The sequence below is a fragment of the Latilactobacillus parafuchuensis genome, from assembly GCF_055271665.1.
Genome location: NZ_CM143875.1, coordinates 1,372,461 through 1,395,212 on the forward strand (window position 1 = coordinate 1,372,461; position 22,752 = coordinate 1,395,212).

A 22,752-nucleotide genomic window follows, 5' to 3' on the forward strand; every position below is an offset into this window, starting at 1 on the left:
AGAGTGGAGAATTCTAAAATATAATAACGCTTTTTATTTGGATTATTGGGTGCTTTTATTAATGGCTATTTTCAAGCCAAACACCAGTTGACGCGAACCGTATCTTTTTTAGTTGGTATTTAGCTGGTCGATGGTTGATTGGGCCCAGACACACCACTCGACTTCTGCGGTGCACATGATGAGCCGTCGCTCTAAGATTAGGTAGCGGCCTAAGTTGCGTTCTTTTTCAATTGTATCCGTAATAGCGTCGTATTCTTCGGTTTTTTGTTCGTACTTTTTTACCATTTTCCGATAGTGTTGTAACCGATCTTGTAGTAATTCGGTGGCCTGTTGATGATCCATTAAGGCAATCACGTATACTTTGGCTAAGAATTCATCGCGTTGTGATGGGGCCTTGTTTTCTTCGACTAACCATTCGGCAACGATTGCTTTTCCAGTTTCAGTTAGATGATAAATCTTTTTCTGTTTGTGAGTGGCATCATTTTCCACAGTGACGTAGCCTTGTTCGTGGAGTTTCCCGAGTGCGGTATAAATTTGGCTATGATGAGATTCCCAAAAAAGGGTTAAATATTGTTTTAATTCGTAACCACTACAGGGTTTACGGACTAACATGCATAGTAAAATGTAACTAAGTGTATTCATGAAATTCGTCCTCTAATCGATTGATTATTATCAGTATACCATGTTTATTTTGCTAAATCATGTCATTATTTAGTGTCATTATTGACAGGTTATGTAAAATGGTGTAAATTAGGCAAAAAGAGAGTGAGTGATGAATTAATGGCAGCACACAAAAATAAGGGGTTAAAATCGGCTTATGCAGTTGCGTTCACGTGTATGGTCGCCTTCATGGGCATTGGATTGGTGGATCCAATTCTAAAGACGATTGCGGTTAAATTAAATGCGACACCCGCGCAAACCACATTATTATTCACGAGTTACATGCTAGTGACCGGAATCATCATGTTATTTACAGGGTTCATTGCGACTCGAATCGGGGCTAAAAAAACGATCAGTGTTGGTTTAATCATTATCGTGATATTCTCAGCGTTAGCGGGACGTTCACAAACGATTACCCAGCTGATCGCTTTGCGAGCTGGTTGGGGATTAGGTAATGCGTTATTCTTATCGACGGCGTTATCCGCAATTATCGCAGTCATGTCAGATGAGTCCGAAAAAGCAATCATTTTGTATGAAGCTTCGATGGGCGTTGGGATGGCGATTGGACCGTTAGTCGGTGGTGTGTTGGGCAGTTTATCTTGGCGTTTTCCGTTTTATGGCGTGGCAATTTTAATGACGATTGCCGCGATTGCGATTACGGTGATGTTGGAACCAATCGCTAAAGCAAAGAAAAAAGCGCGCTTTTTTGACGGTGCGCGGGCGTTAAAAAATCATAAATTACGGTCAGTTGGGATCATTGCATTATTATATAACTTTGGCTTTTTTACAATTCTTGCGTACGCGCCATTTTTATTAGTCGGTTTAACGGCGATGCAAGTCGGGCTCGTCTTCTTTGGTTGGGGCGCGCTATTGGCCATGGCATCCGTCTTTGTGGCACCCTTCCTCGAACGGATGACCAATACATTGGTCGCGTTGTTAGTCGGATTAGGGCTTTTTCTGATTTGTCTGATCGTCATTGGGATTAATGCCGACCAACCAGTTTTAGTAGCAGCTGGCGTGATTGTGGCCGGTTTCTTCCAAGGTTTAGTTAACACTTTATTGACAACCGTTGCGATGGAAAATGATGCCATTGAACGTAGCGTGGCTTCATCAGCTTATAGTTTTATCCGGTTTACCGGTGGGGCAATTGCACCGTTTGTTGCGGGGAAAATTGCTGAGCATTGGAGCGCGCATTGGACTTTTTATTTTGCGGCGTTAATGATTCTAATCTGTTTTATTTTTGTGATTAAGAATCGACGGTATTTTGAAACGCTTGAAGAAGTGGATAAAGAATTGACGACGGCTAATAAAAAGATGGTCCGTTAATCATGTTTAATTAAAAACGCGTCACGAATCAGCTAATTGATTCGTGACGCGTTTTAATGGTTAATGCAGCATTAGGCCGTGATTAACCCATTGCCAAAGGAGCAATTGAGTTCGACCAGAAACTTTTTCATGGTCCAAAATAGATTGGGCGGTTTGACGATCGACCCAAACGGCATCAAGGGCTTCTGCGGCTTCTAAATGAGCTTTTCCGGGAGTTGCATCGGTAATCACACAAATAGCCTGAGTGATGGCACCATCGGTAATCCCGGGCGTCGAATAACTGGGTTTAAAGATTTGTTGAACCATAACGTGTTGATAACCGGTTTCTTCTTGAATTTCACGCTGAATCGTTTGCGCAACGGTTTCGCCGGGATCAATTAAACCAGCTGGACTACCATAGATGTAGTCGTTGAGTGGTAAACGGAACTGTTTGACGAGGAGAACTTGACTGGCATCTTGGTTCAAACAAAAGATGCCGACCGCCGCCGCTTTTAAAGGTTGTTTTAAAGTGTTGACGGTCAGGTCAGCTTGGCGACTGACAAAATGGTAACGAATGAGTTGTTGATCAAGATTTTGATACGTGGCTTCGTAATAGTTGAGCCAGCGATCGGTTAATTGGTTTTCAAGGGTGAGTAATTTAAAAGGGGTCATTCATTTTTACCTACTTTCTATCACATATTGTACACTGAAAACCGTTAATTAAAAATAGATGGGAATACTAACTTAATTATCAGTTAGTTTAGTTAGTTAATTGGATTAATATGAAGTAATTTTGAAAAAAATAATGTAAATGATAATAGAATCAAGCATTTTATTGAAAAAATAATTGATTTAAGATTAAAATAAGATTATAATGGCATTTATAGATTCTAAGCAAATGATAAGAAAGTTCTTGGATAGCGAAATTCTAGTGGTTAGAATAGGCTATTTTTACAGTCGCTATCAGATTCTTAGTTTCCAAAAATAACAAAGTATTAGGTGGGGTATTTATAATGGAAAAGAAACACGAAAAAACATTCTTTGGTCAACCGCATGGCCTATCGACGTTATTCTTCACAGAAATGTGGGAACGATTCAGTTATTACGGGATGCGTGCGATTTTACTATTCTATATGTATTTTGCGTTAGATAAAGGTGGTCTTGGTTTTGATAAGACGACGGCAATGTCAGTCATGGCCATTTACGGTTCACTGGTTTACTTAGCCAGTGTTGTTGGTGGTTGGTTGAGTGATCGTGTCTGGGGCAGTTTTAAAACGGTCTTCATTGGTGGGGTCCTCATCATGTTGGGCCACATTGTCCTATCGATTCCGATGGGCGCAACTGCTTTGTTTATCTCAATTGCTTTGATTGTGGCGGGGACTGGGTTATTAAAACCAAATGTTTCTGAAATGGTCGGCAGTCTCTATAGTGAAACTGATCGTCGTCGGGATGCTGGGTTCAGTATGTTCGTCTTCGGGATTAACTTAGGGTCATTTATAGCACCAATCTTAGTTGGGGCCGTTGGGATGTCAATGAACTTCCATCTTGGGTTCTCATTAGCCGCCGTTGGGATGTTCTTTGGTTTAATTCAATATTGGCGTGGTCGGACTCAATTTAGTAAAGAAAACTCAAAAGCAAATGATCCCATTGCGAGTGCTGAATTGAAGAGCGTTATTCGTAAAATCGTGATTGGTGTCATTGTGATTATCATTGCGGTGCTTGCGTTACAATTCACTGGTCATTTAAATATTGATAATATCGTGTTGGCCATCTCAATTGTAGCCATTGCGTTACCCGTTATCTATTTCTCACGAATGTTATCAAGTCAAAAAGTCACTAAAAAAGAACGTTCACGTGTTATGGCGTATATTCCACTCTTCATCGCCGCTGCTATTTTCTGGGGAATTGAAGAATCTGGTTCAGTCGTTTTAGCCTTGTTTGCTGAAGATCGAACTGTCCTACACATTGGAAGCTGGCATTTAGCTGCCGCAACTTTCCAATCCTTAAATCCATTCTTCATCATGTTATTAACACCATTCTTCGTTTGGTTGTGGAGTACTTGGAAGAAACAACCTTCTGCGCCTGGTAAATTCGCGGTTGGTTTAATCTTTGCCGGTGTGTCATACATGGTTATGTCTTTACCTGGTTTATTACACGGAACCGCTGGTCGAGTTAGTCCTTTCTGGTTAATCGGATCATGGTTCATCGTTGAAATCGCTGAAATGTTAATTTCACCGATTGGCCTTTCGATTACCACTAAATTAGCACCAAAAGCATTCAAGTCTCAAATGATGAGTATGTGGTTCTTAGCGGATGCTGCGGGCCAAGCGATTAATGCACAACTCGTTCGTTTATATTCACCACAAACTGAAATTAAATACTTCTTAGGCATCGGGATTGTTAGTGCAATCTTCGGGATCATTCTCATTTTCTTCGTGAAACCAATTCACAAGTTAATGGAAGGTGTCGACTAAGTCGATTAATATTAAAAAATCTTGATTATTTATACATAATCAAGATTTTTTTTGCATTTTAGGGTTGCAATTAGGCCCAGAATTTTGTAAGATAATATAGTTGAATCGATGAGATACAACTTATGGAGGAGTAGCGAAGAGGCTAAACGCGGCGGACTGTAAATCCGCTCCTTCGGGTTCGGTGGTTCGAATCCACTCTCCTCCATTTTTTTATTGGGCTATGGCCAAGCGGTAAGGCAACAGGTTTTGATCCTGTCATGCGTTGGTTCGAATCCAGCTAGCCCAATCAATGTATAAGAAGCTTGTTTTGAGACAGTAAAATGTTGATAGAACAAGCTTTTTATTTATTTGAAATATAATGAAAGCGGTTAACTTGATTGGGTGATCGAGATTGAACGTTCACTGATAAAAAATATTTAGACGTGGGGGAAACTGATAATGGATACGGTAGACAGGATACTCGGGACTTTATATGGGCAAGCGATTGGTGATGCGATGGGGATGCCATCGGAACTATGGCCAGTCGAACAAATAAAAAAACAATTTAAGGGTAAGATAACTCAATTTTTGGATGGTCCGGCCAATAATGATGTTGCTGTTAATTTTACATATGGTCAGTATACAGATGATACAAATCAAGCATTAGCAATATTGGATTCTTTGATTGAAACTGATTGGCAACCCGATAGCCATAATTTGGTGGCGCATATTATGAAATGGGCGAACGAAGTCGGTGCATGGAATCATAATATTCTAGGTCCCAGTAGTAAGGCTGCATTAATGGCAATTAAAAATGGTGATAATCCTAGCAATATTACGGATAAAGCTTTAACGAATGGGGCAGGGATGAGAATTGCGCCAATTGGGGTTTTATATCGACCTGAAGAACTTGATGCGCTAGTGCAGATGGTCTACGAAGTGACTAAGATAACGCATTCTAGCGACGTTGCGATTAGCGGGGCATCAATGATTGCAGGGGCCGTTAGCGGCGCAATTGCTGATTTCTCCTGGGATGGGATAATCAAGCATGCTTTAGACGCGAACGACAGGGGATTGAAGATGGGCACTCCGACTTGGGCTGCGAAAAATCACGATCGAGTTATTCTTGGAATCGAGCTTGCTCATAAATTTAGTAATAATGATACGGCCTTTTGTACCGCTATCTATAATTTGATTGGTACTGGAACGATGATTTCTGAGAGTATTCCTACAGCGGTTGCAATGGCCTACTATGCAAAAGATGTCAAAAAATGTGCACTTCTTTCGGCAAACTTAGGTGGTGATACGGATACTATCGGCGCCATGGCAACTGCTATTTGCGGTGCTAAACAGGGGTATCATACGATTGATCAAGAATGGATTGACATTATAGATCGGAAAAATCCAGAACATCACTTTTATAACTATGCTGAAAAAATGAGTGCCTTTATAAAAAAATAATGTAAAAAGGATGATTATGAATGGATGAAGAAATCAGAGTACCAGAGCGCGATAAAACATTAACACCTGGTAAATTATTTTATAATTGGTTTGCAGCTAATGTTGGAATCATGGGATTTGTCTATGGGGCAATCATTGTTAGTTATCAATTATCGTTTGTACAAGCAATTTTAGCGGCCTTCATTGGGTCGCTATCATTCTTAATTCCTGGATGGGTCGCAATGATTGGTCAAAAAGAGGGAGTAACCACGTTTAAGTTGAGTCGAGCAGCTTATGGGATATATGGTAATAAAATTCCAAATTTGATTGCTTGGATCAACATGGTCGGTTGGTTAGCGGTTAACATTATTACCGGGACCTTATTGTTATTGTCTTTGTTTAGAATATTTAATCTTAGAAAAAATGGTATGAATACAGCGATAGCCATTTTAATTTTCGGTGGCGTTGTGGTGTTATCAGGTCTGTTGAATGAAAAAACGTTAGCTAAAATACAAACTTGGTTAAGCTGGGTTTTTGGTTTGTTGACGGCCGTTATTCTACTTATTTTCTTAGTTCAGGCTGATTGGCACCAGGCGATTAATTCACCTTCAGGTAGTTGGTTTAAGGGGTTTCTGCCAGCCGTTAGCATTGTTGCAGCCGGTTCTGGTATTTCGTGGTCGATGGCGGCTGCAGATTGGGGGGCCTACGTAAAGCCCAAGACTAAACCAAGCGCTACTTTTTGGAATACAGCTATGGGAGGCGCACTACCACTGTTTGTTCTGATGGTTGGTGGTATTTTGCTTAGTACGATTGAACCGGGGCTCTCTTCAGCAAGTAATCCATTTGATGTGATGTATTCGGCTTTACCAAGTTGGATTGGACCGATGTATTTCTTGGTTGCGGCTGGGGGACTTATTCCACAATGTATCGTATCTTTAAGATCTGCAAAAATAAACTTGGCAACAATCGGAATCAATATTTCTCAAAAAGCATCTCTTGGGTTACATGGGACTATCGTCATTGTCATTCCAATATATGTCTTGTTTATTTCAGGAGATTTTTTAAGTAATTTTGAATTGTACTTAAATTTCTTGGGGATTTGTTTAGCAAGCTGGGTAGCAATTTTTCTGTGTGATAGTCAGATGTTTAGAAAGGAGGGTTATGCTGAGTCTTTAATCATAATGACTTCGCCCGTTAAGTATAATATTGGTGGGATTGTTGCTTGGATTATTGCCACAATTACAGGATTTCTTTTTACAAATAATGCAATTTGGACGGGCCCGTTCGCCCATGGTATTTTTAAAGATAATAGTTTAGGCGTATTTGTTTCCGCGATAGCAGCAATTATTTGTATGATGATTGTTAACGTGCTACGCCCTAAAAAGGAGAAAAATTATGGATAAAGCATTAATCATGGGTGAAGTATTCGTAGATGTAATCATTAATGTGCCACAATTACCCGATTCTGGTGGGGATGTTCTTGGGGATCTTCAAGCAACTAATATTGGCGGTTCGGCCTTTAATACTTTTGGGGCAATCCAGTATGCGCAAGGAGCAGCCGATTTGTTTGTACCAGTAGGCGAAGGGACTTATGCCGATATTATTCAAAACGAGTTTAAACGGCTCAATATCACAAGCCCGTTACTGATTAACGGTGATGATAATGGTTGGGATATTTGTTTAGTAGAACCCAATGGGGAACGTAGTTTTTTGACAATTTCGGGAATAGATAGTCAAGTTCAAAAAGAGTGGTTTACAAAAATTAATTTGGCGGATTATCAGTATTTTTATTTGAGTGGTTATCAGGTTGAATCTGAATCGAATGCTACCTTAATTTTGAATGAATTGGAGAAGAGACGAACCAATTCATGGATTATTTTTGATGCTTCGCCGAGAATTAAGTATTTAAAGAAAGCCACACTTAATTTAGTATTGAATACGGCTAATCTGTTGATTCATTGCAATCAAGATGAAATCGAATTTCTAGCGGGTTTTAAGGGGACTATTCAGGAAATGGCAACTGCTCTTTTTAATAGCACTCAAAGTCCAATCATCGTGACGTTGGGGAGCCAGGGGACGTATTTTATAACTAAAAATGATTCTGGTATTATACCAGCTGAGGAAGTCGAAGTACTTAATACGATTGGTGCAGGAGATACACACTGTGGTGGGATGCTACATGCACTTTGTAACGGCGCGAGCCTCAGGTTGGCAATTGAATACGCTAATCATCTCGCAGCAATTGTGGTTGCACAAGAAAGCGGTAATCTGTTGTTGAATTAATAACTGAGTTGGATTGTGAGTCATGATTTTATATTTTTGTGTCGTTTAGAATCTGAAAAAACTGGTATGGGTGGTTAAATAGTTGACTTTATAAGGCTAGTTCGTTATCCTTTGAAAGAAATAAAGGAAGAGGTGCACTTATGAAAATTGGGTTTATTGGTGTCGGCAATATGGCACAAGCGATGATTAAAGGGTTGATTAAGGCTCAAAAAATAACATCAACTGATATTTTGGTCCATAGTGCACACGCCACGACTTATGAAGCTGTCGCAAAAGAATATCAATTAACACCGGTTGCGGACAATGCGACTTTGGTGGCGGAAGCCGATATTGTTTTTCTAGCGGTTAAACCGTACATTGTCCCTCAAGTCCTCGAAGAAACGGCTGCGGCCTTCAAAGCGCACAAAACAGTGATGGTCTCGGTCGCTGCAGGATTATCATTAGCCAAATTAGCCGAACAAGTCGGTCAATCAGATTTACCAATCCTCAGAATTATGCCGAACGTCAACGTGGCGAATCAAGCTGGCATCACAGCGGTGGTTGGCAATACGCAAGTGACGACTGATCAATTAGCAGACGTTAAAGTGATTCTAGCCCAATTAGGGGGTGTCGTTGAAATCGGGGAAAAAGATTTCACAACGTTCAGCGCCTTAGCTGGGAGTTCACCCGCTTTTGTTTATTTATTTATCGACGCGATGGCGCGTGCCGGTGTTAAACATGGTTTGAAAAAGGATGCTGCCACTGAAATTGCGGCCCAAGCCGTCTTAGGCAGTGCCCAAAACGTCTTGATGAGTGATGATTCACCATGGGATTTAGTCGACCAAGTCTCATCACCAGGTGGCACAACCGTCGCCGGTCTATTAGCAATGGAAGAAGCCGGCCTAATGACCGCCGTCGTCAAAGGCATCGACGCAACAATCGCAAAGGACTTAGAAAATCAAGAGCGCGACTGAGCTGTTTAGTTTCGGAATCGTGTTAGTTTGACTATTTTAAGGGTACGACAAAAACACCTGGACGGTTAATTATCAACCGTCCAGGTGTTTTTATTATTAAGTAGCATTGGAAATTAATCGGATAGTGAAAATATTTAGCCAATCAAAGTTCTTCAAATTGGGCATTAATAATCTTGATATCCTGGTCAAAGTCTTTTTTGGAGTATTGGTTCCCATACCCCTTGAGCAGTTCAGTGTTCAAGCGAGTAGCTGATTTAGTCATTGTGATATACGTAATTCCACCAGAAGCAACACCTCCAAGAATAGGGATTACTTTTGTAGCACCTTTAGCGAGACCAGCTTTTGTCAGCATTCTACCGGTTACGAATGGATATATCTTTTTAAGTAACGGGTACCACATCGTTTTGGTCAAGGCAGTTTGACCAATTTTTTTTACAGTATACTTAGCCCCATTAGAGCTGATTACCCGTAGCAATGATCCAGCACCCTGAGCGCTTACCATGATACCTAAAAAAACAATAACGCCATCGATATCAAGCATGCCATCTTTGTTAATAACATCGTCGTAGTCATAGATATAGGCTAGTTCTTGAACGAGTCTTAACGAAAACATCATATTTTGAAGAATATCAGCAGGAATGGTTGCAGCAAGAGTAATTCCACCTGGAATACCAGTAAGTGTTGAAGCCATTGCACTTTGATTAACATTCCAATTAATCCTTTTTTTAGCCAAACGTTTACGTTCTGTGAAATCAATTGAATAGTGATTTAGTCGAATATCAGTCTCACTAACGTCATATAATTTAGCTAAGAAATCAGTTCGGTTGACATGTACTATAGGATTTTCTATCAGTTTGGTGAGACTTAGAGCTGTTGATTCTGACATAGTAGAGAATATCCTTTCTACTCGAAATTTTAAGATGACTTAAGTATAGCTTAGTACTAGTGTTATTTAATATTTATTTTTTATATAGATATTAAATACTGAATTTAGCTCAATTGGTGGTTCCAATATTATAATGTCGGGATATCTGCTATAATCTGTTGACATAATTCATGGCTTAATCGACTGCTGGCCGTCGAGACCGGTGAGGGTTGGTCATTTTCAATCGCACTAATAAACGCGTCAATCATGGGCGCAAAACCACGATTGGTCAGCGTCGGTATCCAATCGGCGACAGTTTCAAGCTGTTGACCAGTTACTTGTTGGTGAACCAGCTCGGTTAAATTGTTGACCGTGTGACGACCGGTTGGCGTGTGGACGGTCGCGATTTCTTGATTGGTGCCACTTTGCATATCCAACGTCACGGTGATCAATTGATGCGGCGTTTCAAGTTGGATGCGCGCTAAAAGTAGTTCGTGATGATCGGTCTGTTGACAATAGGTATGGACTTGATAATCGAGCCCGATATCGCCAGCCAGATAGAGTGCGGTGTCTAGGGGATGAATCATTAGATCATAAATCGCAAATGGTGTAGCTTGTAACGTATCAACGCGGGTTTTAGTGACCTCGATTAAATGCTTAGCAGGCAGTGCCGCTAATTGTTGGATCATGGGGGCAAAACGTCGATTAAAACCAACCATTAATAACCGGTTTTGTTGCTTAGCAAGTTGGTATAAAGCGGCGACTTCAAATGGTTTTTCGCTCAACGGTTTGTCGATAAAAACGTGTAAGCCGTTTTCCAACGCCTGGCGCACGAGCGCGTAATGAGTGGGTGTCGGGGTGTGGATAAAGAGTGCGTCTAAATGACTTGTTAGTAGGTCATCGATTGAATCGGTCGCGTGGGAAAAATGATATTGGGCTTGTAATTGGGCTAATTTAGCCGGTTGACGCGTACATAAATACCAGTCAACCCGGTCTTGCATTTGAGCCATTACCGGCAAATACGCTTTTTGCGCGATGTTGCCTAAACCAAGCACACCAATCTTTAACATTGAATAGTCCTCCATTAATTGTTGATAGCCTAAGTGTAACAAATTTTAAAGAAAACGGTTTAAATATTCCAATAGCAGCCCTTGATTTTTTGGTCTATACCAGTTATACTGGAATTATCAATTAGATAAAGGTGGATGAAAAATGACAGTAAAAGTTCTAAAACATGCGGTAATCTATACGGGTGATGAAGTGATTGAAGATGGTTACATCCGTTTTGATGACAAAATTTTAGCTGTTGGACCAATGTTTGATTATAAAGCACAAGCTGGCGAAACAATCCAAGATATGAAAGGCCAAACGCTTGTCCCTGGTTTTATCGATGTCCATTGTCACGGCGGTTATGGTTTTGACGCCATGGACGGTGATGCACAACAAATCGACGAAATGGCCACTAAGATGATGCAACATGAAGGGGTCACAACCTTATTTGCAACAACTATGACGCAATCAAACGATAACATTGCCAACGCCATGCGCGGGGTTAAAGAAGCGGCTGAAAAGAACCCATTAATCAAGGGTGTTCATTTGGAAGGGCCTTTTATTTCACCAAGTTTTAAAGGGGCCCAACCTGAAAAATACATTAAAGATCCAGACGTTGATTTGTTGGATCAATGGAATCAATTATCAGGTAACCGGGTTCGCTTAATTACATACGCACCTGAAGATCCTGGTTCAAAAGCGTTTGAAGACTATTGTTTAGCACATAACATCGTGCCTTCAGTCGGTCATAGTAACGCCACTCGGGAACAAATGTTGGACAGTAAAGCAACTCACGTGACGCATTTATACAATGCCCAACGTGAATTCAAACATCGCGAACCTGGTGTCACTGGCCATGCAATGTTGGAAGACAACATGTACGCTGAATTAATCACCGATGGTTTCCATATTGTGCCTGATATGATTAAATTAGCTTACGAACAAAAAGGGGCAGAGCGAATCGATCTCGTGACTGATGCCATGCGTTCAAAAGGGATGCCAGAAGGCGAAAGTGAACTTGGCGGCCAAAAAGTGATTGTCAAAGACAAACAAGCACGTCTTGAAGATGGCACTTTAGCAGGTTCCGTTCTAATGTTCATCGACGCTTTTAAAAACATGCAACGTTTCACTGGTTGTGGTATCTTTGAAGCAGTCATGATGTCGAGTACCAACCAAGCTGAAGAATTCGGCTTAACACAAAAAGGTAAACTTGAAGTAGGCCGTGATGCCGACATGAACGTTTTAGATCAAAATCAAAATCTTGTGGCAACTTATAGCTACGGCAATGGTTACCAACATTAATTAATAGGAGTGTGTCCCATGGAATCACCTGTTTATATTCAAATTCATAATCAGATCAAAAAGGATATTGAAGCCGGCAAGTGGTCGATTGGCGACAGAATTCCCTCTGAACGAGAACTGGCTTTAAACTTTGAAGTGTCGCGAATGACCTTGCGACAAGCGGTTCAAACCTTGGTGGATGAAGGCATTTTGGAACGACGAATTGGCGCTGGTACGTACGTTGCCAATCAGAAAGTCCAAGAAAAAATGTCCGGGGTCACGAGTTTTACGGAACTAATGACCGCCCAAGGCAAACAACCGTCGAGTAAGACGATTTCGTTTCACATTGCTAACCCGTCATTGAGTGAAGCCGAGAAGCTCCATCTTGAAGAGGGTCAGCAAGTTTTACGGATGGAACGAATTCGCTATGCCGACAATGTGCCAATTTGTTTTGAAGTCGCAACCGTCCCACAAAGCGTGGTAGCCGATTTTAGCAAGTCTGAGATTACCACGTCTTTCTACAAGACGTTGGAAGAAAAAGGCGACTACAAGCTCGGTGGTGCCCAACAGACGGTTTCGGCCCAGTTGGCCTCCGAACGAATTGCTGAATTCCTAGATATCAAGCGCAACGGTTCCATCTTAAAATTGCGCCAAGTCTCATTCTTAGCGAATGGTGAACCATTCGAATACGTCCGCACCCAATACGTCGGCGAACGATTTGAATTTTATTTGGAAAGATAGGCACAATTAGGGCAAATGTCCGATAAAAAGGCAGTTAACTCAGAGTATTGTGAGTTAACTGCTATTTTGTTGGCGAAAATGTGAAAGGTTATACGGCTTGATGGTCAATAGCCTCAAATAAGCTGTTTAAATTTTTCTTAATTTATGGTACATTTTTAATAATGTGAAAAGATTTTCGGGGGGAACTTATTTTGAAAAATATATGGATACATCTTTTAATTGGGGCTGCAATGCTATCGACAGTTGGTTTATTGGCAACTGGCCAAGTTGATGCCGCGACAGTGTTAACACCAGCTCAAATGAAAGCACAGTTAACTGAACAAGATATTCAAGAAGCAACGCCGAATAAGGCGGAGACAGAAAAAAATACCGCAACGAATGATGATATCGGAATGCCAATTGAAGAGGGTGCCGGCACACCATACGCACGCTCTAGAGCAAGCTATCCGAATATTAATAATTATATTTTACAAAAAAATTATCAACATCCAAACGTAACCAAAGAATTACACCAGTTTGAAATGTTCGGTTATAAAACGGATGATGGGTTACCATCAGGGGTTGCTGTGCATTATACGGATAATCCAACTAACTTCAGTGCACGTAGTGAAGCTAATTATGAAATCAATGGTGGTTGGCAATCAGCTTTTGTTCACACATTCATAGACGCTAGCACAATTCTAAATATTCATAATACCAGTTATGGTGCGTGGGGCAGTGGTGCGGTTGGCAATAAGTATTTTACACAGTTTGAAATGGTAACGGCGCGCAATTTTGAAGATTTCGCGAAAACCACTAGTTATTCAGCGTGGTATACAGCTTATTTATTACATCAATACAATTTAACACCCTCATTAGCTCAAGCGCATAACGGCGTTGGGACTGTTTGGTCTCACAGTAATATTTCAACCTATCTAGGTGGGACCGACCATACGGATCCAGATGCTTATTTTGCAAAATATGGTTACGATATGAATCAATTTTACGCGATGGTTCAACATTATTACGGACAGATGAATACGAATGCTGGTTGGCTAGATGGTGCATCAGCTTCAACTACGAATATCCATGTTTCTGGTTGGCATGCGGCGACTGAAGCGGCTAATAAACCTTATAGTTATTTATTTATCATGGACGCTACTACGAATAAAGAATTGAAGCGCATTAAGATAGGGCGGTCCGCTCGTGCAGATGTTCAATCTAAATACCCGAACGTGGTTAATGCATTGAACAGTGGCTTCTCGGCCAACATACCTGTGGATAGCAGTTTACAAGGGAAAACTGTTAGAATTATTTCACGATATTCTTCTGATCCATTTGGGAGTACAAATTATGTCGATTATGCTTTCCATGGTGCGGTTAAGATACCAAGTAAACCTAAACCAGTTGTTACGAAGGCTTCAAGTATGGATAGTGTTAAGTTTACTAACAGTAAGATGACGGTCAGAGGTTGGTATGCTGATAGTGCATCTGTTAATAAACCCAATCGTTATCTGGTTGTTTTAAATGCAGCCACTAATGCCGAACTCGGTCGTTATCGTTTATCAACGGTCAACCGGCCAGATGTTGCTAAGAAATATCCACAAATTCAAGGTGCAGCTAAGAGTGGTTTTGTCGTCAACGTGCCACTAACCAAACAATTATTGGGTAAGAAGATTAAATTAACCGTCCGTTATGCCAGTGATGCCTCTGGAAATGGTCAAGTTGCGTCACAAACGTTTGGCTCTTACCAAACTAAAAAAGCGGCCAATAAAGCTTGGCTAGATGCTTATACCATTAAAAAAGGTAATAAGTTATACGCTCACGGTTGGCATGCTAGTGATTTGTCGTTAGGCAAACCCTACAGCTACATTATTGTTTTGAATGCGGCCAATAATCGAGAATTAGGTCGCTATCGAATCGGTCGGATTGGTAATCGGAGTGATGTTCAAAAGAAATATCCAACCTTATATAACGCTACTAATAGTGGATTTAATTTTAATCTACCATTGAAAGCCAATATGAAAGGCAAATATTTGAAGATTATCTCACGCTATACCGATGATATTTCCGGTAATGGGAACTTTATTGATTATTGGTTCTCTAATAATACCGTCAAGGGTTAATCTTTTAAATGGGTCGGTTCTCCCAATCTGGGGGAACCGCCTTTTTTGTGCTATTTAGAAGATAATAATTTCTATAATAATATAAGTATTAGTAAAATGACGTTAAAGTTTCGTAGAATAAATGGTATATTAAAAGTGATATGTAAAGAATGACTAATGATAGGAGTTTTAAAAAAGAATGATTAAGAAGAAACAGTTCTTTAGCAATCTATTAATTTGGATTTTCGCAAGTATAACGATCTTTTATACCTTTTTATTTCAATTAGATTACACATTCATGGCGTTGCCTAAAATGAATACAATCTGGGCCGCTTTTAATATCGTTAAAATTGGCATTTTACCGATTAACAACATATTATTAATATTAATTGGATACATATGGGCTAAGCCCAAATGGAAAGAGTCTCGGTTCTTTCATTATTGGTCGTATATTTTTGTCACAGGTTTGATTCTGATGATTGCCACGACAGTTATGTTTAAGATTTATGGGATGGGGAATTTATACGATGCACTTTTTCCAATACTAAGAAATGCACAACCAACAGTGACTGGGGTACTGCTACTGTCAATTTTTAGAACCCCAATTTGTCAAAAAATTGAACAAATCAACTTAAAGACCCTCAGATTAGGCTTGTTTGGCCTATTGATAATGCCCACACTTTTTAATCACGATATTTTTGGTTTTAATAATGGTAATTCCATTATTTTTGTGGCTTTAATGCTGTTGATTGGGATCACTATTCAACGCCATCCAACGCCTCAAGCAACTAAAAAATGGATTGGTTGGACGTTGGGCTTGTTTGGTGGCTCAATTGGTCTAATGCTGTTGATGTCGAATATTTCATATATGATTACAAAAAGCCAAGCAACAACGCTTCGTTTTTCAACCTATACGTCGATATTAACGATTTATTTGGCGATTAGTATTTTTAAATTATTTGAACCAGTATTCAAAAAGAGTAGTCATGAAGCGGTTTATATTCTTTTATTTGCGTTGTTGATTAAATCGAATACATTATTTAATCAGCAATTAGCCGCCTTTAACACTAAACTGACAACGACTAATGGGGCTTTTAAATTAGTCTGTACACTAACAGAAGCGGTTATTATCGTCTTAATTGGTATTTTGTTAAACCTACTCCTACAAAGAATACTACCTAGAATAAATAATACACCACAAAAAATGTGGTTATGGATGATGAAACGGACGCCCAAACAATTAGTCTACGATATTGGTGCGATTTTGAAGAAAAAACGCATCCCATTATTAACGGGTATTAATTTTTTGGTATTAGCAAGCCTGTCGATGTTATTGATGAATACGAGTCTTAGTATCGCTTTGACGACCCGGGATTCATATAATATTTTTATCTATACTTTCTTTAGTCGATTTATGATTATTGTTGTCAATGCGTTAATTATTACTGCCATTTATTGGTTGTTAAAACTAATCATCAGACGTTATTGGATTAGTTTGATAATCACCAATCTTTTTGTGCTCGGTTTTGCAGTTGCCAATATGATCAAAATTGGTGTCAGATCAGAACCTATCTTGCCATCTGAACTATCGATGGTTACGGCTTTGGGAAGTCTATTAGGGATGATTTCGCCGGTCGTAATCGTTGCGTTTGTCATCCTTGTTATTCTCGCGTGTGGGTTGATTTTTTGGTTAGAAAAAAAGCATCCAGTGCGCAATGAACCAGTTGTTAAACAATTGGTAAAAGCGGCTATGGCTGCTTTGTTCCTATCAATGAGTTTCTTTTTAAATCATCAAGGATCAGTTGTGCAATCCGTATCTGGTGCGGTAGGCAATCAATCGATGTTTTACAATCAATTGGTGGGGGCACAGACTAATGGACCGTTGTTGCAATTCTTAAATAACGTAGACGTTACCGTCATGGAAAAACCTAAAGGCTATTCGAAACAGGCGGTTCTAAAAATTGTTAAAGCGTATCAAGCGGCAGCTAAGAATAGCAATCAAACACGTCAAACAACGATGAAAAATCAAACCGTTATTTTTAATTTAAGTGAAAGTTTCTCGGATCCAACGCGAGTGCCTAACTTGGAAATTAGTAAAGATCCAATGCCGTATATCCGGCAGTTGAAGAAAACAACGACATCCGGCTTAATGATGAGTTCTGGATACGGTGGCGGTACGGCTAATATGGAATATCAAACGTTAACCGGTTTTGTAATGAGTAACTTCTCACCAACATTACCAACGCCGTATTCACAATTAGTGACTAGTTTGAAGAGTAATCCGACGATTGCCAATCAATTCGGCTATGCGAGTGCTATTCATCCTTATTCAGGGGTTTATTATAATCGTCAGGCTGTTTATAAAAAATTTGGGTTTAACACCTTTTCATATCTAGGGAGTTCAACGCCCATTAAACATCAATCTAAAATTGATAAAAATCCTTACTTGTCAGATCAAACGGCCTATCTAAATACCTTAGACCAGATTAATCAGAAAAAGAGTGGTCAATTTATTAATTTAGTGACGATGCAAAATCATTATCCATACGATAAAGATGCTTATACGCACGTTAATTATGAAGTGAGTGGTAGTGCCGTTAATACGCCAGGCGCTAAGAAGTCGGCTGAAAATTATGCGCAAGGGTTAGCCTATACCGATAAGGCAGTTAAGGCGTTCAAAGAAAAAATCGACAAGATTCAAAAACCGATTACTTGGGTTTGGTATGGTGATCACTTACCAGGGATTTATTCCGGTGATGATTTAAGTCAATACGGGTTAGAATTACATGAAACTGATTATTTCATATATACAAATAAATACGGGCGAGAACATAATCAAGCTGTTAAACAAACGGCAACTAAGTATATTGGTCCCAATGATTTTATCGCGATGTTATATCAACAAACTGGTGCTAAATTAACCTCATATGTTGATTTATTATTAGCAGTTCATGAAAAAGTACCAGCAATGTCTTTAAATTCATTCAGTAATACAAGCAATACGTATAATACGGGTGGTCAATTTGTTGATGAAGACGGAAAATTAGTGACCAAACTAAGTTCGGCACAAAAGAAAGTTTTACGAGATTTTACAATGATTCAATATGACATTACTGCGGGTGGCCAATATTCAGTTAAAGCGAATTTTTTTAAATAGGTCACCGATAATTTATAAGATAATTCGTTGGGGAATTAGAAGGGAACGGTTAAGGGATGTTGGGGAAAAAGCGGGAGTATCAGTATGATTTGTTGCGGATTTTTGCAATGGGGTTGGTGATTGTTGTTCATTCGATTGATATGGTTCAAATCCAACCTAGTTTGGGGAACCAAATCGTTCAAGAATTAGTGAAGACAGTCATTTTAATTTGTAATCCAATTTTCTTCATGTTGAGTGGTCATTTTAACTTACATTTTAGTGGTGAGCATAAGGCTGATTATCAGCGTTACTATTTAAAAAAAGCGGTGACGATTGTCTTACCGTTAGTGATTTATCAGTTTATATTTTATCTAGTGAGTCGTTATTTGAATGGTCAATTAACGAACGGCTCGTTTTTCTACGATTTCTTTATTAATGTTTTCCAAAATTATCGAACAAATTATTTTTGGTTTATGTATCCGCTAATCGCTTTTTTGATTGCGGCACCGTTCCTTTCCAAAATGTTAGATAAATTAACCAGATTGGAAGAACACTATTTTATAGTCGTATTAATGATGATTCAAATTGGATTGTGGCTCCTTAAATTATTTAAGATTAATACCGGAATCAGTAATTATCCATTTTCAGGTTGGTTAATCTATTTTATCTTAGGTCGCTTAGTCGAAAATTGGCGATTGCCAGCAAAGGGTTGGACTTGGTTAGGGATTATCGGGATTCCAGTGATTAACGTCTTAATCACGCTTAAATTACCACAAGCTAAGGTACTGGGGTTACATGATTTATCACCATTCTATATGTTATTTGCAATATTAATTTATTTAGGCTTACGCGATAGTCAAATGATTATGCAGGCTGCCCAGTCTAAATTAGTCCCATTTTTTGCACGACATTCATTTGGCGTTTATTTATGCCATGGGTGGGTGATTTTACTTGTTGTGCCAAGAATTCAGTTCGGAAAAGTTGGATTTGATGTATTAGGAATTGCAGTCGTGACGTACTTTGGGTCATTGCTAGTGGCAAGCATTCTGGATTCATTGGTCGTTAGGCCGCTGGAGCGAGTATTGCTGAGCATGAAACACAGCTAGAAGTGGGGAGGAAGCTTTAGTTGAAAATTAAAGGGGTAGCAGAATTAAAACGGTGGCGACAATTTCGGGGTGAAAATCAAAGCTTATTGTTAAGTCTGATGGTGCTAACCATCATTACCTATTCCAGTAAACTATTCTTATACAGTTATTCAATTGATACTGAACTATTTATCCGAAATGGGGTCCCGTTCAAATGGTGGGTCAGCTTGGGCCGTTATGGCTTGGCAATATTAGCTTGGCCTTTAACCATTGGATTGAATGTGAATGTTATTTTGACAAATATTGTGACCTACGGGTTATTGTTTTTAAGTATTGTCTTTTTAATGTTTATCATTTGGCGAACGGCATTTAAAATTAATAAAATATGGTTGTTCATTGCAGGGGGACTCTACCTGACATCGCCGATCATGTTAGAACAAACTAATTTTATTCTGCAAAGCATTCCAGTGATGGTGGCCCTTAATTTATTGTATGGCGCTATCCTTTGTATTCAGTATTTTGATGAGAGCCACCAGTGGCCGTTTTTTGCGGTGGCCGTTATATTGGCCGTTGGGGCCTTTTCAGTTTATCCGTCACTGCAGGTGGCTTTTGTTATCCTAGCTTTAATTAGCTTATATTTATTACACGCTAAATTGCCTTTTCTTGAATATCTAATAAAAGCGATACCTTATGTTGGTGTATTGATTAGTGCGGGTCTTCTAAACAGACTCTTTAGCAAAATAATGATGATGTTATTAGCGACAGAACCGACTAATTATTTAAAAGGAATGTACATTATTGGCAAAGTACCGTTTAAAGTCTGGTTGGTTCAAGTGTTACGAACTGTCAAACACACATTTTTTGGATTAACTTATTTTAATTTTGGTCTAGCAACTTGGTTAAGTATTTTTTGCTTGATAGCTGGTTTGTTTTTGCTGTTAATCAAAAAGACACAATCACTTAGTTACACTGTGATTGTGATGGGGTCCGTTTTGATCACTGATCTGGCGATTGGTGCACCCGTGCTCTTAATGGGACGTTTGGGACCAATTAGAAGTTACGCACCCACTTTTTCAATTGCCGTATTATTTTTGACACTACTATTAGTTACTAATATATCTAGTCGGTGGATCAAAGGCATACTAGCCGCAGGTTTAATGATTGGTTTAGCGGGACAGGTCAAAATTACCAATGATTTTGGGGTCAGTGAATATAATCAATTTCAAGCTGAATTACAATTCAAGACGCAATTAGAGAACCAGTTAGACAACACCCAGATTGAATCGAAAAATCACTATAAATTAGCTATCTATGGGACGAAAGATTTTGCGTCTGATCAAATAATGCGGGGCAATGTTTTGGGGAAATCATTCTTTGAATGGGATGCGGGCACTGAACGTGGGGTGACTGGTCGAGTTAGTAGCTTCTTGTTTAACCAAGGGTTGGATATCCCACCCGTTAGTCCAACTGACTATCAACGCTTAAGCGCGAATGTGGCCCAAATGGCTGTTTTTCCAGCCAATAATAGTGTTAAAGTAGTTGGCAAGGCCATTATTGTTAAATTATCACAATGAGAATCAACTAAAAAAGGGTTAAATTCCAAAATCAATTGGAATTTAGCCCTTTTTGATTGGCCAGTTATTTAAGTGTGATTTGTTTCTTAGAAGTGTAATCAATATTGTGACCATTACCATCGGCCGCATCCGTATAACGGGTGGTGACAGTAATTGTTTTATGTTTCATTTGAGCATTGATTGGCACACTTGCGTTAAAGCCACCTAGACTAGGATTAGACCAAGTTGGGTATTTAGAAGCGACATCAGCTCGTGTAAACGAACCGATTGCTTTCTTAGCTAACACTTTACCAGTTTTAGCATCATTGACGAGAATGAAACGATAAGGGGTACTTTGCGTATACTGCCCAAGTTGCCAACCAAAAGCAGAGACTGAGTTGCCTTTTTGAACGAGTTGATCAAGACTGCCGACAGTGCCCTGTGTTGGAATGACAATTGTCTTAGCAAACGTTTCGTCAGAAGCATTATAGTTACCGTGGGGATCGCTAGAATAACGGACTAATAGATGAATCTTTTTACCGAATAGTTTGGCTGACATCTTAGTGAAGACGGCGAAGCCACTCTTACTAGAATTAGGGGTATTTGGATATTTAGCACCAACATCTGGTCGTGTAATGCGTCCGATATTCCAACGCATAATTTCTTTACCCGTCGTAGCATCCATCGCAAAAACGTAGCTGTAGGGTTTACCAACTGACGCGGGGCTAATAGTCCAACCAAAGGCATTGAAACGGCCGTTTAAGATATCGTAGCGATCGAGCGAGCTAGCGGTAACCGCGCCGATGGCTTCTTTATCCCAGTCATCTAAATTGTATTCTTCAATAATCCGAATTAGAGAAGTCGTATAGGTTGGTGAAGTTGCGTAGCCATCAGCTTGTAATAATTGGGCAACTTTCTGATAGTCAGTGACCCCTAATAAATTACTATAACGAGAATTATTATTTAGAAAAGCACCGTGATCAGCGATACTTTCAGCAACGCTCGGATATTTTCTGAAAGCAGCATTAATCGTAATGTACTGACCGTTAACGTATTCTTGGGTTGGCATCGTCACTGATTGGCCGTTATAAGTCCCTTTGATGCCAAACAGATTATGGGCAGAAGTGGATAGTGTTGATTGGCCCCAACCACTTTCAAGAATTGCTTGGGCGGCAGAAACTGAAGGTAGGACGTGGTACGTATGCCAAGCGGCTAAAGTACCCGCTTTAATTTGATTAAGGAAGTTGGTTGTATTCGAACTTCTTAATAGATTACTTCTCGAAAGTGAGAAGGTACTGGCCGATTGGACGGTTTTTTCATAAAACCCAGGGCCCAGTGTCTTATTAACGGCTACTGGTGTTTTACTATTCTTTTCTGTGGTGGGTGTTTGTGAAGTGCTATGTGTGCTGGCGCTACTTGAAGTTACTTTAGATTCAGAACTAGTTGATGATGATTGGCTTGAACTTGAACTGCTACTAGTTTCAACACTGCTTGTACTCGATGAAGTCGTAACGTCAGAGGGCCGACTACTGGTTGAACTGATTTCAGTTGAACTAGTTGCGGTCGCGGCTTGAGTCGGATTAGCCTGATTGAAAAGTAGGATAGAACTTGTAATTAGTAGAACACTACCAAGATAGGTGGTTTTAAGGTTCATTTTAATGCTCCTTTAGTATTAATAAATTAAAAATGCGTAAGGTGATTAACAAAATAATCACCCTTAATATCATAGTATAAATTTAGTTAAAATGGTAGATTAAATCCATTAATTCTCATCAATAATAAATAGATTTATTAGATAGTGGTTTTTAAATTATCTTTAAATTTGGGGAAAGACCTATTTAAATAGTGAAACACCTTGAATTT

At 39.5% G+C, this 22,752-nt stretch carries 17 protein-coding genes and 2 tRNA genes; 14 read left to right on the top strand and 5 right to left on the bottom strand.

All coding sequences use genetic code 11. The features are described from left to right. Positions 1-108: 108 nt before the first annotated feature. Entirely contained in the window at positions 109-642 is a 534-nt protein-coding gene (locus ACVPPQ_RS06755) for a PadR family transcriptional regulator (RefSeq protein ID WP_106483453.1), read from the bottom strand. 138 nt (positions 643-780) lie between these two features. On the opposite strand from ACVPPQ_RS06755, the gene ACVPPQ_RS06760 reads away from it, so the two are divergent. Then, on the top strand, positions 781-1,986 hold the full coding sequence (locus ACVPPQ_RS06760; RefSeq protein WP_463493509.1) for an MFS transporter: 1,206 nt from the start codon (positions 781-783) through the stop codon (positions 1,984-1,986). Between the two features lie 60 nt (positions 1,987-2,046). Here the strand turns inward: ACVPPQ_RS06760 and ACVPPQ_RS06765 are convergent, their stop codons facing one another. Then, positions 2,047-2,637, bottom strand: a complete 591-nt coding sequence (locus tag ACVPPQ_RS06765) for an NUDIX hydrolase (RefSeq protein ID WP_463493511.1) — start codon at positions 2,635-2,637, stop codon at positions 2,047-2,049. Between the two features lie 341 nt (positions 2,638-2,978). On the opposite strand from ACVPPQ_RS06765, the gene ACVPPQ_RS06770 reads away from it, so the two are divergent. From ACVPPQ_RS06770 to proC, 7 genes are all read left to right on the top strand, one after another. Next, positions 2,979-4,439, top strand: coding sequence for a peptide MFS transporter (locus ACVPPQ_RS06770; RefSeq protein WP_463493513.1), 1,461 nt, complete (start codon positions 2,979-2,981; stop codon positions 4,437-4,439). A 124-nt stretch (positions 4,440-4,563) separates the two neighbouring features. Continuing rightward, positions 4,564-4,644, top strand: a tRNA-Tyr gene (locus ACVPPQ_RS06775). A gap of 9 nt (positions 4,645-4,653) precedes the next feature. Further along, positions 4,654-4,725, top strand: a tRNA-Gln gene (locus tag ACVPPQ_RS06780). Positions 4,726-4,877: 152 nt separating this feature from the next. Further along, complete coding sequence (locus tag ACVPPQ_RS06785) at positions 4,878-5,879, top strand: ADP-ribosylglycohydrolase family protein (RefSeq protein ID WP_463493515.1); 1,002 nt, start codon at positions 4,878-4,880, stop codon at positions 5,877-5,879. Between the two features lie 20 nt (positions 5,880-5,899). Continuing rightward, positions 5,900-7,261, top strand: a complete 1,362-nt coding sequence (locus ACVPPQ_RS06790; protein WP_463493517.1) for a purine-cytosine permease family protein — start codon at positions 5,900-5,902, stop codon at positions 7,259-7,261. After that, on the top strand, positions 7,254-8,141 hold the full coding sequence (locus ACVPPQ_RS06795) for a PfkB family carbohydrate kinase (protein ID WP_463493519.1): 888 nt from the start codon (positions 7,254-7,256) through the stop codon (positions 8,139-8,141). The genes ACVPPQ_RS06790 and ACVPPQ_RS06795 overlap by 8 nt, the downstream gene beginning before the upstream one ends. A gap of 140 nt (positions 8,142-8,281) precedes the next feature. Continuing rightward, on the top strand, positions 8,282-9,094 hold the full coding sequence (gene proC / locus ACVPPQ_RS06800) for a pyrroline-5-carboxylate reductase (protein ID WP_463493520.1): 813 nt from the start codon (positions 8,282-8,284) through the stop codon (positions 9,092-9,094). Positions 9,095-9,236: 142 nt separating this feature from the next. Here proC and ACVPPQ_RS06805 read toward each other — a convergent pair whose 3' ends face one another. Both ACVPPQ_RS06805 and ACVPPQ_RS06810 read right to left on the bottom strand, forming a co-directional pair. Then, the gene (locus ACVPPQ_RS06805) at positions 9,237-9,980 is read right to left on the bottom strand and encodes a bacteriochlorophyll 4-vinyl reductase (RefSeq protein WP_463493522.1); all 744 of its coding nucleotides are present in this window, start codon (positions 9,978-9,980) and stop codon (positions 9,237-9,239) included. Positions 9,981-10,108: 128 nt separating this feature from the next. Continuing rightward, on the bottom strand, positions 10,109-11,029 hold the full coding sequence (locus ACVPPQ_RS06810; protein ID WP_463493524.1) for a Gfo/Idh/MocA family protein: 921 nt from the start codon (positions 11,027-11,029) through the stop codon (positions 10,109-10,111). 142 nt (positions 11,030-11,171) lie between these two features. Here ACVPPQ_RS06810 and nagA point away from each other — a divergent pair, with 142 nt between their 5' ends. The 6 genes from nagA to ACVPPQ_RS06840 all read left to right on the top strand — a co-directional run bounded on the left by nagA (position 11,172) and on the right by ACVPPQ_RS06840 (position 20,910). Then, positions 11,172-12,311, top strand: coding sequence for an N-acetylglucosamine-6-phosphate deacetylase (gene nagA / locus ACVPPQ_RS06815; RefSeq protein ID WP_463493526.1), 1,140 nt, complete (start codon positions 11,172-11,174; stop codon positions 12,309-12,311). Between the two features lie 18 nt (positions 12,312-12,329). Further along, positions 12,330-13,031 (top strand): GntR family transcriptional regulator, encoded by a 702-nt coding sequence (locus ACVPPQ_RS06820; protein ID WP_463493528.1) that lies wholly within the window; start codon positions 12,330-12,332, stop codon positions 13,029-13,031. 191 nt (positions 13,032-13,222) lie between these two features. Continuing rightward, the gene (locus ACVPPQ_RS06825) at positions 13,223-15,136 is read left to right on the top strand and encodes a peptidoglycan recognition protein family protein (protein WP_463493530.1); all 1,914 of its coding nucleotides are present in this window, start codon (positions 13,223-13,225) and stop codon (positions 15,134-15,136) included. A gap of 178 nt (positions 15,137-15,314) precedes the next feature. Further along, a complete protein-coding gene (locus ACVPPQ_RS06830; RefSeq protein WP_463493532.1) occupies positions 15,315-18,272 on the top strand; it encodes an LTA synthase family protein in 2,958 nt (985 codons plus the stop codon). A 59-nt stretch (positions 18,273-18,331) separates the two neighbouring features. Next, positions 18,332-19,357, top strand: coding sequence for an acyltransferase (locus ACVPPQ_RS06835; RefSeq protein ID WP_463493534.1), 1,026 nt, complete (start codon positions 18,332-18,334; stop codon positions 19,355-19,357). 20 nt (positions 19,358-19,377) lie between these two features. Then, the gene (locus ACVPPQ_RS06840; protein ID WP_463493536.1) at positions 19,378-20,910 is read left to right on the top strand and encodes a glucosyltransferase domain-containing protein; all 1,533 of its coding nucleotides are present in this window, start codon (positions 19,378-19,380) and stop codon (positions 20,908-20,910) included. A 64-nt stretch (positions 20,911-20,974) separates the two neighbouring features. Here the strand turns inward: ACVPPQ_RS06840 and ACVPPQ_RS06845 are convergent, their stop codons facing one another. Beyond that, entirely contained in the window at positions 20,975-22,543 is a 1,569-nt protein-coding gene (locus ACVPPQ_RS06845; protein ID WP_463493538.1) for a glycoside hydrolase family 73 protein, read from the bottom strand. Positions 22,544-22,752: the final 209 nt, after the last annotated feature.

What these genes read in the sequence shown, in the direction of transcription:
- ACVPPQ_RS06755 (WP_106483453.1), bottom strand. Translation starts at nt 642, where the DNA reads ATGAATACACTTAGTTACATTTTACTATGCATGTTAGTCCGTAAACCC.
- ACVPPQ_RS06760 (WP_463493509.1), top strand. Translation starts at nt 781, where the DNA reads ATGGCAGCACACAAAAATAAGGGGTTAAAATCGGCTTATGCAGTTGCG.
- ACVPPQ_RS06765 (WP_463493511.1), bottom strand. Translation starts at nt 2,637, where the DNA reads ATGACCCCTTTTAAATTACTCACCCTTGAAAACCAATTAACCGATCGC.
- ACVPPQ_RS06770 (WP_463493513.1), top strand. Translation starts at nt 2,979, where the DNA reads ATGGAAAAGAAACACGAAAAAACATTCTTTGGTCAACCGCATGGCCTA.
- ACVPPQ_RS06785 (WP_463493515.1), top strand. Translation starts at nt 4,878, where the DNA reads ATGGATACGGTAGACAGGATACTCGGGACTTTATATGGGCAAGCGATT.
- ACVPPQ_RS06790 (WP_463493517.1), top strand. Translation starts at nt 5,900, where the DNA reads ATGGATGAAGAAATCAGAGTACCAGAGCGCGATAAAACATTAACACCT.
- ACVPPQ_RS06795 (WP_463493519.1), top strand. Translation starts at nt 7,254, where the DNA reads ATGGATAAAGCATTAATCATGGGTGAAGTATTCGTAGATGTAATCATT.
- proC (WP_463493520.1), top strand. Translation starts at nt 8,282, where the DNA reads ATGAAAATTGGGTTTATTGGTGTCGGCAATATGGCACAAGCGATGATT.
- ACVPPQ_RS06805 (WP_463493522.1), bottom strand. Translation starts at nt 9,980, where the DNA reads ATGTCAGAATCAACAGCTCTAAGTCTCACCAAACTGATAGAAAATCCT.
- ACVPPQ_RS06810 (WP_463493524.1), bottom strand. Translation starts at nt 11,029, where the DNA reads ATGTTAAAGATTGGTGTGCTTGGTTTAGGCAACATCGCGCAAAAAGCG.
- nagA (WP_463493526.1), top strand. Translation starts at nt 11,172, where the DNA reads ATGACAGTAAAAGTTCTAAAACATGCGGTAATCTATACGGGTGATGAA.
- ACVPPQ_RS06820 (WP_463493528.1), top strand. Translation starts at nt 12,330, where the DNA reads ATGGAATCACCTGTTTATATTCAAATTCATAATCAGATCAAAAAGGAT.
- ACVPPQ_RS06830 (WP_463493532.1), top strand. Translation starts at nt 15,315, where the DNA reads ATGATTAAGAAGAAACAGTTCTTTAGCAATCTATTAATTTGGATTTTC.
- ACVPPQ_RS06845 (WP_463493538.1), bottom strand. Translation starts at nt 22,543, where the DNA reads ATGAACCTTAAAACCACCTATCTTGGTAGTGTTCTACTAATTACAAGT.